Below are 17,446 nucleotides of genomic sequence, written 5' to 3'. Positions count from 1 at the left end.
CCTAGCGGCCCGCAGCCCTGGTCTGCTGCGCCCGCGCCCCCTCTGCTGTGGCGCGGCTTTTTTTTGTTCCCTCTTTCCCACAGGAGCCCCCATGACCCAGTCCATTCCCGATCCCCTTATCGTGCTGTACGACACGCTGCAACGCCAGAAGGTTCCCTTTGTGCCGGGCACGCCGGGCCGGGTGGGCATGTACCTGTGCGGACCCACCGTGTACAGCGACGCCCACCTGGGGCACGCCAAGAAAGAGGTGGCCTTTGACGTGATCCGCCGCGCCTTCATGCACTTCGGCTATCAGGTGCGCTACGTGGCCAACATCACCGATGTGGGGCACCTGCAAAACGACTCGGACGACGGCGAGGACAAGATGCTGGCCCGCGCCCGCCTGGAGCAGTTAGAGCCCATGGAAGTGGCCGACAAATACCTGTGGTCGTTCGTCAAGGACATGGAGGCGCTGAACGTCCTCAAGCCTTCGATCAATCCGCGCGCCACCGGGCACATCACCGAGCAGATTGCGCTGATTGAGGAGCTGATGGAAAAGGGCCACGCCTACGAGTCGGGGGGCAGCGTGTACTTCGACGTGCGGTCCTGGCCCGGGTACGGCAAACTCTCGGGCCGCAAGCTGGACGACCAGGAGGAAGGCACCCGCGAGGCCGTGCGCGAGGACAAACGCGATCCGCGCGACTTCGCCCTGTGGAAGCGCGCCGAGGCCGGGCACATCATGCGCTGGGACTCGCCGTGGGGTACAGGCTTTCCGGGCTGGCACATTGAATGCAGCGCCATGAGCCTGAAGTATCTGGGCGAGGGCTTCGACATTCACGGCGGCGGCCTGGACCTGCAGTTTCCCCACCACGAGGCCGAGATCGCCCAGGCCGAGGCTGCCGGGCACGCCTTTGCGCGCTACTGGATGCACAACAACATGCTGACCATTGGCGGCGAGAAGATGAGCAAGAGCAAGGGCAACTTTCTGACCATTCAGGACGTGCTCTCTCAGCACGACCCCATGGTGGTGCGCTTCCTGCTGGTGGGCAGCCACTACCGCTCGGTAACCGAATTCAGCGACGCCGCCTTTGAAAGCGCGCGCAGTGGCTACCGCCGCCTGACCGAGGCCCTGCACGAGGTCGAGCGCCGCCTGCCGGGCGCCCCCGCCGGGCAGGACAGCGCACTGGACGCCCGGATTGCGGCCCACAGCGCCGCTTTCGAAGACGCCCTGCGTGACGACTTCAACACCCCCAAGGCAGTGGCGGCCCTGTTTGGCCTGACCACCGACCTGAACGCGGCGCTGAACGCAGGGCCGGTGCCGCAGAGCACCCTGACGCGGGCCCGCGGTGCCTACCGGGACCTGGGCGGCGGCGTGCTGGGCCTGTTCGCCGAGGCGGGGGCCCCCGCCGCAGGGCGCGACGACAGCGAGGTGGTGGGGGCCCTGATGGACCTGGTGCTGAAAGCACGGCAGAATTACCGCCTGAACAAGCAGTACGCCGAGGCCGACGAGCTGCGCGCCACCCTCACCCGTGTGGGCGTGACCGTGGAGGACACCAAGGACGGGCCCCGCTGGAAACGCTGAGCGGGCCCCGTGCGGGCACAGTCTAAAGAGCGCCGGGACTGCATGAGCCCGGAGTGACAGGAAAGGCCCCCCCCGAATGAATCCGCTGTCAGCAACATGTCAGGGTGGCCGTGTAGCATCAGAAGCGAGCGGTGGTTTCACCCTCATCCTTCCCTCCTTAAGGACACGCCACCTCCCCCCTGGGCGTGTCCTTTTTTCGTGTGGCGCTTCCGTGGGGAAGCGGGCAGGAACCTAAACAATTTGGTGGTGGGCGCCCTGTGAGGGCAGGGGTACACTCCACGTATGCTGCCCCCACTGGTCAAACAGGTGCTCGACAACTTCAACCTGGACGTGGACCCCTCGCTCTCGCGCGAGGAGAACGCCGAGGAGGTCATCAAGAGCGCGGCGCTGCTGTCGGGGGCCATTGCCGTGGAGCCCATTCCCTTTGCCGACATGCTGCTGATTACCCCGGTGCAGGGCAAGATGGTGCTGCACATCGGCAAGATCTACGGCTTTGACATCACGCCGGAGCGCTCGCTGGAAATCGCGCGGGAAATCGGGGTGACCATCGCCTATGGCATGGCGGCCCGGCAGGTCATGCGCGGGCTGGCCAAGCTGGCCCTGCCGGTGATCGGCGGCCTCATCACGGCCCCGGCGGTGTACGGCTGGACCTTTGCCCTGGGGCGCCTGGCCCAGAACTACTTTCAGCGCCGCGCCCTGGGCCTGCCGGATTCCCGGCGCGATCAGGTGAAGGTGGTACAGGAGGCCAAACGTGACTCGCGCCGCGTGCTGCCCGGCGCCCAGGACTTCTCGGATCTGGCCTCGGAACTGCGCCGCCGCGCCGAGCAGAAAAACCCCGGTGGGCCGCCCCGCCACTGAGCCGGGCTTCATTCTGTCTGCCTGGAGCACGTTCGCCGGGGCACAACAGAGAAAGCAAACGGTATGGGTGCCCCCGCTGGCTGGTCGTCTCTGGCCCGGCGGGGGCCCTTCGCTGGCCCCCTTCAGCTGGAGCCGATGGTGCCGCAGCCTTGAGCCACTTCCCCCAGCCCGGGAGAGGTGACCCATGCGCCAGAAAGTTAAAAGAGCCGGCCAGACCGCCCTTTCCAGCCCCTCCTCTCTCCTGTCCAGTCTGACTGAACCTGACCGAAAGTTGAGAACTCATCATAATGGCGTATGAAATTCGTCATACAGCGGGCGTATGCTGACCCCATGAGTATTACCCGTCACTTCAGCGACACGCGGACGGACACGGGCCGCGTTCGGATCCTGATCCGCGCCGGTCTGGTGCTGCTGCACGCTGAAGGAGCGGGGTGGCACCACAGCAGCCAGCACGGCTCGCTGCAAGACGCCGCGCTGGAACTGGCCATGCTGCCCGAAGTGGGCCCCGAACTGTACGCACGCGCCCTGAGCGATCTGGAACGGCAACTGGAACGCGACGGCCAGGCCCCCGACGAACCTTACTCCGGCGCGGCGTAGCCCAGCGCGGCGGCCAGCCTAACCTGCGCCCACGGCCCGCGCCGCTTCCGGGTTGTCTTCGGCGCGGCTCAGTACCGCTTCCGCATCCGGCCACTCAATAATCTGAAAGCGGCTGTTGCGGATCGCCGGGGTAAAGCCGGCGTCCACGGCAATACGAATCAGCTCGCGCACGGTGGCGCGGTGGCGGCCATGCCCGCCAGCGGCCGATACCACGTTCTCTTCCAGCATGGTGCTGCCCAGGTCGTTGGCCCCGTAGTACAGCGCGGCCTGCGCCACCTTGAAGCCCTGCGCAGGCCACGACGCCTGAATATTCTCTATGTTGTCCAGCGCAATGCGGGCAATGGCCAGTTGCTGCAGGTACTCGTGGGCAGTGGCGCCCGGCGCCTTGCCGTGCAGGCGGGTGTGCTCGGTCTGCAGGGTCCACATGGCAAAGCCCGAAAACCCGTTGCCGCCGTAGTCACGCCGCGCCCGGTCCTGCTGGTCGCGGATCTTGACGAGGTGCGCGGCGCGCTGGGCATACGTTTCCCCGAAGCCAATCACCATGGTGGCAATGGTGTACAGCCCCTTGCGCTGCGCCGCGTCAATGATGCGGAACCAGTCGTCGCTGCGAATGCGGGCAGGCGCCGCTCCCGCGCGCACGTCGTCTTCCAGAATCTCGCCGCCCGCGCCGGGCAGACCGTCCAGGCCCGCCTCAATCAAGGTATCGAGCAGCGCGTCCAGGTTCAGGCCAAAGGTCTTTTCCATGAACAGTACTTCTTCGGGCGAGAAAGCGTCTATGCGGATGGTGGGGTGGTTGGCTTTGACGTGGCGCAGCAGCCCGGTGTAGTAGTCCAGGTCCAGCTCGGGGTTCACGCCGCCCTGCAGCAGAATGCGGGTGCCGCCCACCGCTTCCAGCTCGCGGATCTTGGCGCTGATCGTCTCAAAATCCAGGGTGTAACTGTCTTTCTGACGGCGGGTGCGGTAGAAGGCGCAGAAGTTGCAGCCCACGTTACAGATGTTGGTGTAGTTGATGTTGCGGTCAATCAGGAACGTCACCGTGTGGGGGTCACGGCGCGTCAGGCGCAGGTGGTGCGCGGCGGCGGCCACCTCGGGCAGCGGCAGATGATAGAGCGCTTCAATCTCGCCGGGCGTCAGGCGCTCGTGCGTGGCCCTGTCCAGCAGGGCGGTCCCGGGCAGGGGCGCGGTCATGGCGTCAGCGTAGCACTGCCCCTGGTGGACGAATGCCCGCCCTTTCACGTCAAGAGAAGGCCAGTGCCGCCTGCCAGACACGGCACGTATAGTGCGAAAGGCAAACGTGGTCTGAGGCACTGGAAGCGCTTCTAGGACCGCTGGGAGGTCGCGTTATGAAGATCGGCATGATTGGGCTGGGCAAGATGGGCGGCAACATGGTGCTGCGGCTGACCGGCGGCGGCATTGAGGTGACCGGCTACGACCGGAGCGCCGAGAGCGTGGCGCAGATTGAGGCCCAGGGCGCGCGCGGCGCCCGCACCCTGGACGAGCTGATTGCGGCCCTGGGCCAGCCCGGGCAGCGGGCCGTGTGGGTGATGGTGCCGGCCGGGCCCATCACGCAGGCGGTGATTGACGATCTGGCGGGGCGCCTCGCCCCCGGCGACATCATCATTGACGGCGGCAACAGCAACTACAAGGACTCCATGAAACGCGCCGAGGAACTGGCGGCCCGGGGCCTGCATTTTGTGGATGTGGGCACCTCGGGCGGGGTATGGGGCCTGAAAGAAGGCTACGCCATGATGATTGGGGGCCCTGAAGAAGCTGTGGAGCGCCTGCGTCCGGTCTTTGAGGTGCTGGCGCCCGCCGCCGACCGGGGCTGGGGCCGCATGGGTCCGGCCGGCAGCGGCCACTACGTCAAGATGGTCCACAACGGCATTGAGTACGGCATGATGCAGGCCTACGCCGAGGGCTTTGAGCTGATGAAGGCCCACAAGGACTTTGGCCTGGACATGGCCCAGATTGCCGAACTGTGGCGCCACGGCAGCGTGGTGCGCAGCTGGCTGCTGGACCTGACCGCCGAGGCCCTGAAGAACAAGGCCGATTTCGAGCAGCTCTCGGACTACGTGGCCGACAGCGGCGAGGGGCGCTGGACCATTATTGATTCGGTGGAACTGGGCGTGCCCACCCCGATCATCACGCTGGCCACCCAGATGCGCTTTCGCAGCCAGCAGGAGGTCAGCTACGCCGGGCAGATGCTCTCGGCCATGCGCCGGGCCTTTGGCGGGCACGCGGTCAAGACCATCGAGTCGCCCCGGCAGGAGGGCCTGGTGCCCGAGGTGGCCCCGGGCGACCACCCCAAGGCGGCGGCCCCCGAGAACATTGGGCACAGCAGCACCGGCGAGGGCAGCGCCGCCGAGCAACTGGGCGAAACCGGCCACCAGCGCGTGAAGGGTGACGAGTGAGCCCCCGCAAGGCAACCGCAGCACAAGCTGGAAGTCCAAAGCCCACCCAGGAGAAAAAGGCCAGCCGGGCCAGGAAGAGCAGCGGGCCGCAGGCCGCAGCCGTGGACGCTCCGGCCGCGCCGCGCCGTGCCCGGGGCGCCCAGGCCCCCGGCGCGGACGGCACCAATCCCTTCCGCGCCCTGATGCGCCGCAGCCGCGCGCCCGAGCCCGCCACCCTGGTGATCTTCGGGGCCACCGGGGACCTGGCCCGGCGCAAACTGCTGCCGGCCGTGTTTGGGCTGTGGCAGGACGGGCTGCTGGGCAGCGCCTTTAACATCGTGGGCATCGGCCGTCAGGAGATGAACGACGAGCAGTTCAAGGACTTTGTCCTGGCGGCCCTGAAGGAAAGCAAGGAAACCGACACGCCCCAGCCCGGCAGCCTGGAGAAATTCCGGGAGCTGCTGTACTACGAGTTCGGGGACTTCGGCGGCGACGAGGTGTACAGCCTGATTGACAAGGAGCTGCGCCGCGCCCAGGCCGACCACGGCGGGCGCAAGAACGCCCTGTTCTACCTCTCCACGCCGCCCAGCCTCTTTGAGCCCATCAGCAACGGCCTGGGCCGCCTGGGCCTGGCCGACGAATCCGAGGGCTGGCGGCGGCTGGTCATTGAGAAGCCCTTCGGGCACGACCTGAAGAGTGCGCGCGAACTGAACGACGCCATTCACCGTGTCTGGGACGAGTCCCAGGTGTACCGCATTGACCACTACCTGGGCAAGGAAACGGTGCAGAACCTCATGGCGATCCGCTTCGGGAACGCCATTTTCGAGCCGCTATGGAACCGGGGCTTCGTGGACCACGTGCAGATCACGGCCGCCGAGGACCTGGGCTTAGAGGGCCGCGCCGGTTACTACGAGGAAGCCGGCGTGGTGCGCGACATGCTGCAAAACCACCTGATGCAGCTGTTCGCGCTGACCGCCATGGAGCCGCCGGCCGCCTTTGACGCCAACGCCATCCGCGACGAGAAGGTGAAGGTGCTGCGCGCGGTCAAGGAAATTCCTTCGGGGCGCGTGAACGAGGTGGCCGTGCGCGGACAGTACGGCCCCGGCACCCTGTACGGCGAGGACGTGCCCGGCTACCGCGAGGAACCCAAGGTCCGGGAAGGCAGCGCCACGCCCACCTACGTGGCCCTGAAGCTGGAAGTGGACAACTGGCGCTGGCAGGGCGTGCCGTTTTTCCTGCGCACGGGCAAGAGATTGCCCAAGAAGGTCACGGAAATTGCCGTGGTGTTCAAGCGCCCGCCGCTGGGAATTTTCCCGGGTGGCCTGGAGCGCAACGTGCTGGCCTTCCGTATTCAGCCTGACGAGGGCGTGAGCCTGAAGTTTTCCAGCAAGACCCCGGGCCAGGAGATGGTGCTGCGTGAAGTGGTGATGGATTTCCGCTATGACGCCTTTGGTGCGCAGCTCGAAAGCCCCTATTCCCGCCTGCTGCTGGACGCCATGGTGGGCGACGCTACCCTGTTTCCCCGCGAGGACGAGGTGGATCTGGCGTGGCAGATTGTCTCTGGCATTCTGGACACCTGGGACACCCCGGCCGGGCGGCGCCCGCGCAAGGGCCCCGACTTTCCCAACTATGTGGCCGGCACCTGGGGCCCCGACGAGGCTGACGAGTTGATGGGCCCCGACCGCCGCTGGCGGCGGCTGTGAGGGGGTGAGGCAACCTGTGACCCGGATGACCCAGACCCACGGCGAGCTGGGGCCAGTGGACACCACCGTGCGCGGGGCCCAGGGCACGCTGGATGAGCTGTGGGCCCGCACCAACGTGGAAACGCGCGCCTACACCGGCAACATGATTGCCCTGACGGTCAGAAAGCACCTGTCGCGGGTGCAAGAAGCGCTGGCGGGCCTGGAGGGCCGCTATGCCGGGCGGCAGATTATTGGCGTGATGGACGGAGTGGGCGACCTGAGGGTCCACGCCAGCCTCGTGCCGCAGCAGGGCGGGCTGTACGTGGAACGCCTGACGCTGGAAGCCAGCCCGGCGCAGCTTCAGGGCGCCATTCTGCCGCTCATCCGCCCGGCCACCGTCAACCACGTGTGGTGGGGCGCCGACAGCCGCCCTGAAGGCCCACTGCTGAGCGAACTAACCGAGATTGCCGATCAGGTGATCGTGGACAGCCTGACGCTGGACGTGCCGCCCTCGCGTCACTTTGCCCTGGCCGACCTGGGCTGGAGCCGTTCGGCCGGGTGGCGCGAAGCGCTGGCGCAGGTGTTCGACGTGCCCGAAGCGGCCCGGCAGCTGCCCCGCGTGAGTGCCCTGACGGTGCGTCACGCCGGTAAAAAAGACCTGCCCGCGCGGCTGTTTGCGGGTTTTGTGGCCGACACGCTGGGCTGGCGCGACCTGCGCACCGTGGCGTTCCGCAGCGCCCGGTGCGGCCGTGAAAACGGCGATCTGTGCGGTGCCGAGCTGCGCGGCGAGGGGGGGCTGCACATTGCCCTGCACGCCCAGAGCGGCGATCTGGTGCGGGTGGAAGCGCACTGGGACGACGTGACGCGCGTCTCTGAGGTGACGGTGCCGCAGATGACCCTGGCCCAGGGCCTGGCCCGCGTGATGGCCCGCCCCGAACGCGGCGAGGTGTTCGAGCGCGCCTGGAATCTGGCCAAAGACACGCTGTAGCTCGCGGTCCTTTCTCCCGCCCACCCACGAAGGCGAGCGCAGTCCGGCTCGCCTTCGTTCGGGCTGGCCCCTCTGCGGTCCATTCGCGTGCCAGCGGCTGCTACACTGACCCGGTTTTCAATTCACCGTGTACAGCGGCGCTGGCCCAGATAGAGCCAGGGCTGCCGGAGGTCTTCATGCGATTCCCTGTCCTTCTGGCCTGCACGCTTATGCTGGCCGCCTGTGCTCCCCAGCGGGTCCCCGACTCTGCGGCGTCCGCCGCCTCCCTGGCTGCCCAGGCCGTCGTGCCGCAGACCGGCGAGCTGGGCGCGCACGACCCGGTGCTGTTCAGGGCGGGCAGCACTTACTGCGTCATGTCCACGGGCGTGGAGCAGACAGGTCAGCCGGGCGGCGTGCTGGTTCACCGCTCAGACGGTGGGCTGGGGGGGCCGTGGCGCACGCTGGGCGCCATTCCTGCCCCGGCCTGGGCCGCACGAGACTACGGCGCGAAGAATATCTGGGCGCCAGAGGTGGTCTACAACGGCCAGGAACGCCGCTATTACCTGTACTACGCCGTATCGCAGTTCGGCACCCGCAATTCCGCGATTGGGGTGGCCAGCAGCACCAACCCGTGCGCCACGACCACCTGGACCGACCATGGGCCCATGCTGCGTTCGGGCAGTGGCACGACCTACAACGCCATTGACCCCAGCGTGCACTGGGACCCGGCCAGCGGCTGGTGGCTGGCCTGGGGCTCGTTTTTCAGCGGCCTGAAGGTGCAGCGCCTGAGTTCCATGACCACCCTGACAGGCCCTGTCACCACCATTGCCTCGCGGCCCGGGGTGCCCCACAACCCGGTCGAAGCCCCCACGATCTTCAAGCGGGGCAACTTCTATTACCTGCTGGCGTCCTGGGACAGCTGCTGCAAGGGCCTGGACAGCACCTACAAGACCGTGATGGGCCGCGCCACCACCATCACCGGGCCATACCTGGACCAGCAGGGCGTGCGGCTGGACCAGGGCGGGGGCACCGTGCTGCTTGGCCACCGCGCGAACAAGCTGGGCCAGGGCGGCGGCGATATCTACCAGGAGGGCGGCACCGTCTACTTTGCCCACCACTTCTACGACGCCAGGACCGGCGGCAGCCCCAAGCTGGACCTCAAGGCGCTGGAATGGAACGGCGACTGGCCCTTTTCCAGCGAGGCCACCCCCGGCTACCAACGGACCAATGGCGCGGTCTACCGACTGGTCAACCAGACCAGCGGCCTGTGCCTGGACGTGCAAAACGGTGTCTCCAGCCCGGCGGCGCAACTGCAGCAGTGGGGCTGCAACGGACAGGCGGCCCAGAATTTCCGCCTGGAAGCAGCGGGCGACGGCGTGTACCGCCTGCGCAGCCTGCTGGGCGCCCAGGACCACTGCCTGGACGTGGCCAACGGGGGCAGCACCCCGGGCACCGACGTGCGCCTGTGGCCCTGCAACGGCCTGGGCGCCCAGCAGTGGATGCTGGAGGATATGGGCGGCGGCTTTCACCGCCTCATGGGACCGCAGACGCGCCTCGCCCTGGACAATGTGAATGGCAGCGTGAACGCCGGCAGCGAGGTCCGTACCTGGACCCCCAACGGCGCTGCAGCGCAGAACTGGCGACTGGAACAGCGGTAAGAGCGGGGCTTCAGGGCCCCTGGACAGGGAGGTAGGCCGGAGATGGTCTGCGCTTCCTGCCCAGGGGCCCGCCCTGTGCAGGGCTCGTCCCGTCCGTACCCAAGGTGCTCATCCGGCTAAAAAGGCTGCCCCGATCAGCCAGGACTCTTCCATGCCTTCTGCCCCTCCGTGCCATGCCTCTCGTTTGGGCGGGTGCAGGCGCGGCATACTGCCCCGCGTGACCGCGACCGAGACCCTGGCCGACCTCGCCCACGCGCTGGGCGCCGACGCCGTGGGCTGGGCACCGGCCGCTGTTCCGGCAACAGCGGCCGCCGAATACGCAGACTGGCTGGAGGCCGGGCGCCACGCGGGCATGACCTACCTGGAGCGGCAGCTGCCGGTGCGCGCCGACCCCACCCAGCGCCTGAGCGGGGCGCTGAGTGTGCTGGTGCTGGGGGTCTCTCACGCATTTGAGCCGCCGCCCGTGCCCACCGGGGGGGTCCGGGTGGGCCGGGTGGCCCGCTACGCCTGGACCCCCGATTACCACGACCAGTTACAGCCTCTGCTGAGCCGGCTGGAAGAGGAGGCGGCGCGGCTGGGCGTGCGGGCACGCGGCTACGTGGACCACGGCCCGGTGATGGAGCGCCTGTTCGCCGCCTCGGGCTTTCTGGGGTGGCGCGGCAAGTCCGGGATGCTGGTCAGCACCACGCTCGGCGCCTTTGTGACGCTGGCGGTGCTGCTGACCGACCTGCCGCTACAGACCTCTTCCCTGCTCCACCCCGACCGCTGTGGGCGCTGCACCCGCTGCGTGGCTGCCTGTCCCACCGCCGCCATTGGCCCGGACCGCGCCATAGACGCGCGGCGCTGCGTCTCCTACCTGACCATTGAGCACCGGGGGCCGGTGCCGCTGGCCCTGCGCCCCGGTGTGGGCGAGTGGCTGTTCGGCTGCGACGTCTGCAGCGAGGTGTGCCCCTGGAGCGCCAGGGTGGGGCCCCTGGCCCGGCACCTGACCCCCCGGCCCGAGCTGGCGTGGCCGGACCTGGGCACCTTTTTCGGCGTGGGTGAGCGGCAATTCGAGCGACAGTACGCGGGCACAGCCTTTCTGCGGCCCCGGCGCAAGGGCATGGCCCGCAACGCCCTGACCGTGCTGGGCAACACCCGGGATCCGGCCGGCTGGCCGCTGCTGCGTGCTGGTATGACCGACCCCGCGTGGGAGGTCCGCGACGCCGCTGCCTGGGCGCTGGCGCAGTGGGGCGAGTGGGCGCAGGTGGAAGCGCTGCGCCGTGACCCGGACGAGCGGGTGCAGGCCACCGCTGGTCAGCTGCTGGCAGGCGGCGCCCCGGGGACTGCCACACCCGGCGCTGGCCCCCCATGAAGGGGGGATAGAGGTCTGAGCATCCAGGGCTGGGCGCGTCCCTCTACCATGGAGCCGTGCGCGCTTCCCGCCTTCTGCCCCTGCTGCTCTGTCTGTCCGCCCTGCCGGCCACCCACGCCCAGACTGTGCCCACCCTGAACCCGGCGATTACCGCCCGCTATCCGCATGACCGGGCGGCCTTTACCCAGGGCCTGCAGTACCTGGGGAGCGGCGTGTACATGGAAAGCACCGGGCAGGTGGGGCAGTCCGGGGTGCGGCGCGTGGACCTGAAAACCGGCCGGGTGCTGGCCCAGGTCCCCACCCCGCTGGCCAGCGCCTTTGGTGAAGGCGTGGCGGTGCTGGGGGGCGCGGCCTATCACCTGACGTGGCAAAACGGCCTGGCGTTTTCGTTTGACGCCCAGACACTCAAGGAGACGGGACGCCACCGCTATGCCGGCGAGGGCTGGGGCCTGACCACCGACGGCCGCAGCCTGATCATGAGCAGCGGCAGCGCCACACTGGTCTGGCGCGATCCGCGCACCTTCGCCGCGCGGCGCACCCTGCAGGTAACGGACCAGGGCCAGCCGGTGCGCCACCTGAACGAACTGGAATGGGTGCAGGGCGCGATCTACGCCAACGTGTGGCTGACCGACCGCATTGCCCGCATTGACCCGCAAACCGGCAAGGTGACGGCCTGGATCAACGTGGCCGAGCTGACCCGGGAAGCCAGCAGCGCGGCGGCGCGCACCGGGCAGCCCCTGACCTTTGACGACGTGCCCAACGGCATTGCCTACGTGCCTGAACGCGGCACCCTGCTGCTGACCGGCAAGCGCTGGCCCACCCTGTTTGAAGTGAAGCTGCCGGGCCTGAAGCCCGAGGGCAGCGGTGCAGGTGGCCGCGCGGCGCCGCGCCAGTAATACGGCTTCCGAACAATTGCGTCATGTGTGACGGAATGTCTCCGACCGGAGGGACTGGCAGAACTGCGGCGCAGAGCAGGAAAGGAGACGGCTACCCGGGCATTGGACCGCTCCCAGCCAAAGGCGGGGAACATCCCTCTTCTTTCTGGAGGTGACAGACCTGGACGGCCGTCCGTCTCACCGGCGTGGGGTCCTGAAGCGGCGTGGGCAGCACACTTTTTCTGGCGGCAAGGCCCGCCCTAAGCCCTGTCCAGCAGCGGCGTCACCGCCGCCCAGATCTCTTCGGCCAGCGCTTCTTCGGGGTGGGTGGCGTCCAGCACCAGAAAGCGGGCTGGTTCGGCCTCAGCCAGGGCCAGAAAGCCGGCCCGCACCCGGGCGTGAAAGGCCAGGTCGGCCTGTTCCAGGCGGTCGGGCTGCCCCCGGCGCGCCGCCCGGGCCAGGCCCAGTGCCGGGTCCAGGTCCAGCAGCAGGGTCAGGTGGGGGCTCAGGCCCCCCGTGGCCGCGTGCGTGATCTGGCGCAGTAGCGCTTCGGGCAGGGCCCGCCCCGCGCCCTGGTAGGCCAGAGTGGAATCTGCGTAGCGGTCACACACCACCACCTCGCCGCGCGCCAGGGCCGGACGAATCACGTTCGCCACAAGCTGGGCGCGGCTGGCGGAGTACAGCAGGAATTCCGGCAGCGGATCAATGCTCAGCGCCGGGTCCAGCAGTACCTCGCGCACGCGGGTGCCCAGCGGCGTGCCCCCAGGCTCCCGCGTGACGGTGCAGGGCGCGCCCAGCTGCGCCAGCCGGGCCGTCAGCCGCGACAGCTGCGTGCTCTTGCCCGCGCCCTCAGGGCCCTCAAAGGTCAGAAACAGGCCATGCACGTGCTTACAGGCCGGTGGGATGGTGCAGAAACTGCCAGGACAGGCCAAAGCGGTCTTCCAGGTGCGCGGCCAGGGCGCGCACGCCAAACACCTCGGTTTCGTAGTGCCCGGCATACACCACATTCACGCCGTACTCGAAGGCGTCGTGGAAATGCTTGTGCTCGGGCTCGCCGGTCAGCAGGGTGTCCAGCCCAAGGGCCGCGGCCTCGGGGATGCTGCCCGCGCCGCTGCCACTCAGCACCCCCAGCCGCCCCACCGTGGGCGAGCGCCCGCCGCCGTGCACGAGGCAGATCTCGCCAGTGAGTTTCTGCACGCGGTCGGCAAAGTCCTGCAGGGACTGCTCGAACGGCAGTTCGCCGGCCAGCCCAATCTTCGTGCCCGCCCATTCACCGAAAGGCACCGGGTTCTGCAAGCTCAGCGCGCGGGCAATCATGGCGTTATTCCCCACCTCGGGGTGGGCGTCCAGGGGAATATGGGCGGCATACACGTTCAGGTCGGCCATCAGGGCCGTGCGCACCCGCTCGCGGTGGGGGCCGGTGACGGGCAGCGGCTGGCCCCAGAACAGGCCGTGGTGGGCGATCAGCAGGTCCGCGCCGCTGTCGGCCGCGTGCTGCAGGGTTTTAAGGCTGGTGTCCACACTCACAGCCACCCGGCGCACCGTGGGCGTGCCCTCGATTTGCAGGCCGTTCAGGCTGGGGTCCTTGAAGGCACCCAGATTCAGGTACTCGCCCAGATAGCGCACGAGCTGGTCGCGCGGCACCTCACCACGCGCAGGCAAAGACAGATCCGACATGGCCGGCATTGTACGGCGCGGGGCTGCACAGGCCACCCGGGCCGGAGGTCGCCGGGCCAGTGTGCCGCCCTGGGCAGCACGGCAACAGGCACAGAGGCACAGTCACAGCCGGATGCTTTCTATCTAAGTCGCTCGCTGTTGATCTTGAGATCAACCGAGCGGGCTGGAACAGCTGCGCCGCAGAGCGAGTCTCGAAAAAAGGACGTTGCACCGGGCGTGGAGACTTTGCGGTGCTCTCCTGCAAAGTCGTAACGTGAGGTGCAACGTCCTTAAGTCCCTCGCTGCCAAGCCCCCGATCAACCGAGCGGGCTGGAACAGCTGCGCCGCAGGCCATGCGCCGTCGGGTCCAGGCAGAGAAAGCTCCCTATGGGATAGGCGGTCCCGGTCAGGCCCGAACCCGAGATGCTGAGCGGCACAGCCGCGCAAGCAGAAGGCAACGCAAAGAAGTCATGTTGCCCACTTCTTCAAAGCTGCTCAGATCCTGAATTCATTCTCAAGGAGTTGGAAGAAGGCTTCAACGACCCGCGGATCGAAGTGGGTGCCGGCACCGCTTCGGATATGCTCCAGGGCCCTCTTCCGTGTCCAGGCCGGCCGGTACGGTCGGTCACTGGTGAGTGCGTCATATACGTCCACCACCGCGAACGCCCGGGCCGTCAGAGGAATGGCCTCGCCCTTGAGGCCCACCGGATAGCCCGTACCATCCCACTTCTCATGGTGGTACTGCGGAATATCCAGGGCTGGGCGCAGAAATTTGATTGGCGAGAGCAGATCCACGGCGTGACCCGGATGTTCCTTCATCAGCACCCACTCCTCGTCGGTCAGCTTGCCGGGCTTCAGCAGCACCGCATCCGGAATTGCCATCTTCCCGATGTCATGCAACAGCGCACCCCGGCGCACTTCCACCAGCTGATCCGAGGAGAGTCCCAGGTGCCGGCACAGCTCAACGGTCGTTTCCGTCACGCGCCGCGAATGGCCCTCGGTCTCCTTATCGCGCAGGTCCAGCGCCCGTGCCCACCCCTCAATGGTCTCATCGTACGCCAGCCTCAATTCAAGGTTCTTGCGCTCCAACTCGGCGAACAGTCGCGCGTTGTCTACCGCAATCACTGCCTGAGCCGTGAGCATCTCAAAGGTTGCCAACCAGGTTGCAGATGGCTCGAACGGTTGCCGGTGTAACACCTCCATCACGCCCACCACCTTCCCTTTAGCCAGCAGCGGCGCACCGTAATAGTTCATCAGTTGCTCTCTCGTCAGTACGTCGCGCCAGGCCGGTGAGATTGGAGCATTTTGAAGGTCGGGCACGCTCAGGGCCTTGCGGCTCAATGCCACTTCGCCTGCCAGACCATGGCCGACACGCACGGTCGAGCCCTGGAGCGGCGTCGTGAATCCCCGGGTGCTGGCGTACTCCAGGTTCAGGGTATAAGGGTCAACCAGCAGCAAGGTCACCGCGTCCGCCCCCAGTTCCTGCGCGACATTGTCCAGAATCATGCCCAGGGTGATGGAAAGATCCTGGGTCGAGGCGATGGCCTGATCAATCTCACGCAGGCCCGTGACATGACGCAGCTGCTGCCGAAGGTGTTCGTTGAGGCGCTGAATCTCAGCTCTTGCCGTGTGGCGTTCCGTAATGTCCTGGGCAATCTTCGACACGCCAATGACCCGGCCGGTGACATCGCGAATCGGTGAGGCCGTCACGCACACCGCAATCCGGCGGCCGTCCTTCGCCAGGCGCACAGACTCGAAGGGACTGGGTGACTCCCCCCGCCCGGCCCGGTCCAGCATCCCCACTGCCTCACCATGAAGTTCCGGCGGGACGATCAATGTCATGGGCTGACCCACCGCTTCTGTCATCGAGTACCCGTAGAGCTGCTCGGCCCCAGCGTTCCATGAGCGGATGGTGCCGTCCAGCGACACGCCGAGAATGGCGTCCTGACTGGCCTGCACGATGGCCGCCAGGTAAGCCTGGTCTTCTTCGGCCGCCCGGCGCGCGGTGATGTCACGGGCCACGCAGTACATCACTGGGTCCCCGGGCAAGACAACTGCCGCCCATTCAAGCCACACCACCGCGCCGCTCCGGTGGAGATAGCGGTTCTGAAAGGCGACCGTCGCTACTCCCGCCGTGATACTGGTGTCCTCCCGCGCCGTCATGGCCCGGTCATCTGGGTGGACCAAATCGATATAGCGGCGGCCAAGCAGTTCTTCGGGAGCGTAGCCGAGAATCTTCTGGCAAGCCGCGCTGACGGTCACGAACCGACCTTCAGCGTCGAAGGACGTGATCATGTCCAGGGACAGATCCAGCGTCCGCTGCAAATCGGCAGCAATGCGCCGGTAACGCTGCTCGCTGTCCTCCAGGACCCGCTGAGCTGCCTTCTCGCTGGTGATGTCGCGGGCCAGACTCACGACGCAGGGTTCACCATCAAGTTCGACCCTTACCATCGAGATGATCAGGTCAAGTGCCCTCCCAGACCTGGTACGCAGGCGGACCTCATGGCTGCGCACCGAATCCACGTCCTGCAAGCTGCTGGAAAGCCTGTCGTGATCAGGGTTGTCATCCCAGATGCCTGACTCCTGAAAAGTTCGACCAATCACCTCTTCCCGGAGGCAGCCGACCTGCTGCAGGAACGCCTCATTAACATCGATCAACCGCTGATCACTCGAGCGAGTAATGACGATAGGCATGGGGCTGGCCTGAAAGACTTTCGAGAAGCGTTCCTCGCTGACCCGGAGCTCTTTTTGCATCTGATGATGCCGCGTGACGTCCCGGGTGAAGACTGAGATGCCGTCCTCGGCTGGGTAGACGGTCGCGTCAATCGTGCCGAACGGCTCCATATGGCTGACTGCGCTTTGAACAGTACCCGTCTCGGCGGCCCGCGCAATGGCCTGGAACACGGCCGTGTCTGCCAGTTCCGGGAAGGTGGTCAGCAGGTTGTGCCCGGCAAGGTCAGCTGGGCGCTTACCAGAGATGCGGGCCGCCGCCGCATTGAGGTAGATGAAGTTCAGATCCCGGTCCAACGAGACGAAGCCGTCGGTCATCCGTTCCAGGGTGGAGACCAGCTGCTGGTGCACCTGGGCCTCATGGAGTCTCGCTTCCTCGCGCGCCGTCACGTCGTTCTGGAATCCCACGAAATGCGTGACGGTCCCAGCTGCATTCCGAACTGGACTGAGCGTGAATTCGTTGTAGAACAGCGTGCCGTCCCGGCGGTAATTGCGCAGGGTGACCGTCACGCTCTGCTGCTGCTCGATCGCCTGCCGGATCTCGTGAACCCCAGGCTGATCGTGGTCGTCCCCCTGCAGGAGGCGGCAGTTCCGACCAAGAAGCTCGGCAGCCGAGTACCCGCTCAGACGCTCGAAGGCTGGGTTGACATACACAATCGGTTGGTCGCCATGGAGAGCATCGGTGATAACAGTCCCGACAGCCGATGATTCAATGACCTGGCGTAAGAGCTGAAGGTCGGATAAAAGAACAGGCAGCTCTGACATCAGGGATCCCTCTGGATTGGATTGGTGTGCTTCCCGACGCAAATGCGGAGAAAGAAGAGCAGACCCTCTGAAGAACAGAGTGGCACATCTGGCCCTCCATGAATGTCACACCGTGTTGTGGGCAATCTATTGGCCAACCCTGCCGTCCAGTTGGCATATCTCTCAAGGAAATGTCAGAAGACCCGGCAGCAAGCGGTCCGACACGGCCAAGGGATTGAGCCTGTCGGACCGTCATGTAGGCGGCACACCGTAGGCTGCGGTGATGATCGACGTCGTCGTCTCTTCCACGGAACGCGCGGCCCTGTGGTCCGCTCTCCCGACCCTGGCCGTCGCCTGAAACGCGGCGCCCCCTC

General features: G+C 66.8%; 13 protein-coding genes. 9 read left to right on the top strand and 4 right to left on the bottom strand.

Going from position 1 to position 17,446, the window contains the following annotated elements; translation table 11 throughout:
* Positions 1 to 91 precede the first annotated feature (91 nt).
* From cysS to C8263_RS09035, 3 genes are all read left to right on the top strand, one after another.
* The gene (gene cysS / locus C8263_RS09045; RefSeq protein WP_107137785.1) at positions 92 to 1,561 is read left to right on the top strand and encodes a cysteine--tRNA ligase; all 1,470 of its coding nucleotides are present in this window, start codon (positions 92 to 94) and stop codon (positions 1,559 to 1,561) included.
* Positions 1,562 to 1,843: 282 nt separating this feature from the next.
* Positions 1,844 to 2,419, top strand: a complete 576-nt coding sequence (locus C8263_RS09040; protein ID WP_199188357.1) for a YcjF family protein — start codon at positions 1,844 to 1,846, stop codon at positions 2,417 to 2,419.
* Between the two features lie 330 nt (positions 2,420 to 2,749).
* Positions 2,750 to 3,016, top strand: a complete 267-nt coding sequence (locus C8263_RS09035) for a hypothetical protein (protein WP_107137855.1) — start codon at positions 2,750 to 2,752, stop codon at positions 3,014 to 3,016.
* Between the two features lie 18 nt (positions 3,017 to 3,034).
* On the opposite strand, the gene mqnC is transcribed toward C8263_RS09035, so the two are convergent.
* Entirely contained in the window at positions 3,035 to 4,204 is a 1,170-nt protein-coding gene (mqnC, locus tag C8263_RS09030) for a cyclic dehypoxanthinyl futalosine synthase (RefSeq protein WP_107137784.1), read from the bottom strand.
* Between the two features lie 155 nt (positions 4,205 to 4,359).
* Between mqnC and gnd the strand changes: the two genes are divergently transcribed.
* The 6 genes from gnd to C8263_RS09000 all read left to right on the top strand — a co-directional run bounded on the left by gnd (position 4,360) and on the right by C8263_RS09000 (position 11,963).
* Complete coding sequence (gene gnd / locus C8263_RS09025; RefSeq protein ID WP_107137783.1) at positions 4,360 to 5,427, top strand: phosphogluconate dehydrogenase (NAD(+)-dependent, decarboxylating); 1,068 nt, start codon at positions 4,360 to 4,362, stop codon at positions 5,425 to 5,427.
* A 101-nt stretch (positions 5,428 to 5,528) separates the two neighbouring features.
* Complete coding sequence (gene zwf, locus C8263_RS09020; RefSeq protein ID WP_233218738.1) at positions 5,529 to 7,109, top strand: glucose-6-phosphate dehydrogenase; 1,581 nt, start codon at positions 5,529 to 5,531, stop codon at positions 7,107 to 7,109.
* 25 nt (positions 7,110 to 7,134) lie between these two features.
* Complete coding sequence (locus C8263_RS09015) at positions 7,135 to 8,076, top strand: glucose-6-phosphate dehydrogenase assembly protein OpcA (RefSeq protein ID WP_107137854.1); 942 nt, start codon at positions 7,135 to 7,137, stop codon at positions 8,074 to 8,076.
* A gap of 176 nt (positions 8,077 to 8,252) precedes the next feature.
* Positions 8,253 to 9,713 carry an arabinan endo-1,5-alpha-L-arabinosidase gene (locus tag C8263_RS09010; RefSeq protein WP_233218737.1) on the top strand — a complete coding sequence of 487 codons (1,461 nt, stop codon included), beginning with the start codon at positions 8,253 to 8,255 and terminating at the stop codon, positions 9,711 to 9,713.
* Between the two features lie 217 nt (positions 9,714 to 9,930).
* On the top strand, positions 9,931 to 11,067 hold the full coding sequence (gene queG, locus C8263_RS09005) for a tRNA epoxyqueuosine(34) reductase QueG (protein WP_233218736.1): 1,137 nt from the start codon (positions 9,931 to 9,933) through the stop codon (positions 11,065 to 11,067).
* Positions 11,068 to 11,123: 56 nt separating this feature from the next.
* Positions 11,124 to 11,963: a glutaminyl-peptide cyclotransferase gene (locus C8263_RS09000; RefSeq protein ID WP_199188356.1), complete on the top strand. Its 840-nt coding sequence runs from the start codon at positions 11,124 to 11,126 to the stop codon at positions 11,961 to 11,963.
* Positions 11,964 to 12,202: 239 nt separating this feature from the next.
* On the opposite strand, the gene tmk is transcribed toward C8263_RS09000, so the two are convergent.
* The 3 genes from tmk to C8263_RS08985 all read right to left on the bottom strand — a co-directional run bounded on the left by tmk (position 12,203) and on the right by C8263_RS08985 (position 17,093).
* Positions 12,203 to 12,826, bottom strand: coding sequence for a dTMP kinase (gene tmk / locus C8263_RS08995; protein WP_233218735.1), 624 nt, complete (start codon positions 12,824 to 12,826; stop codon positions 12,203 to 12,205).
* 4 nt (positions 12,827 to 12,830) lie between these two features.
* On the bottom strand, positions 12,831 to 13,619 hold the full coding sequence (locus C8263_RS08990; protein ID WP_408608047.1) for a Nif3-like dinuclear metal center hexameric protein: 789 nt from the start codon (positions 13,617 to 13,619) through the stop codon (positions 12,831 to 12,833).
* 474 nt (positions 13,620 to 14,093) lie between these two features.
* Positions 14,094 to 17,093 (bottom strand): PAS domain S-box protein, encoded by a 3,000-nt coding sequence (locus tag C8263_RS08985; RefSeq protein ID WP_107137777.1) that lies wholly within the window; start codon positions 17,091 to 17,093, stop codon positions 14,094 to 14,096.
* Positions 17,094 to 17,446 lie beyond the last annotated feature (353 nt).

The organism is Deinococcus arcticus (assembly GCF_003028415.1).
In the GTDB taxonomy this organism is placed as follows: Bacteria; Deinococcota; Deinococci; order Deinococcales; family Deinococcaceae; genus Deinococcus; species Deinococcus arcticus.
This window is presented reverse-complemented; position numbering and strand designations above follow the sequence as displayed.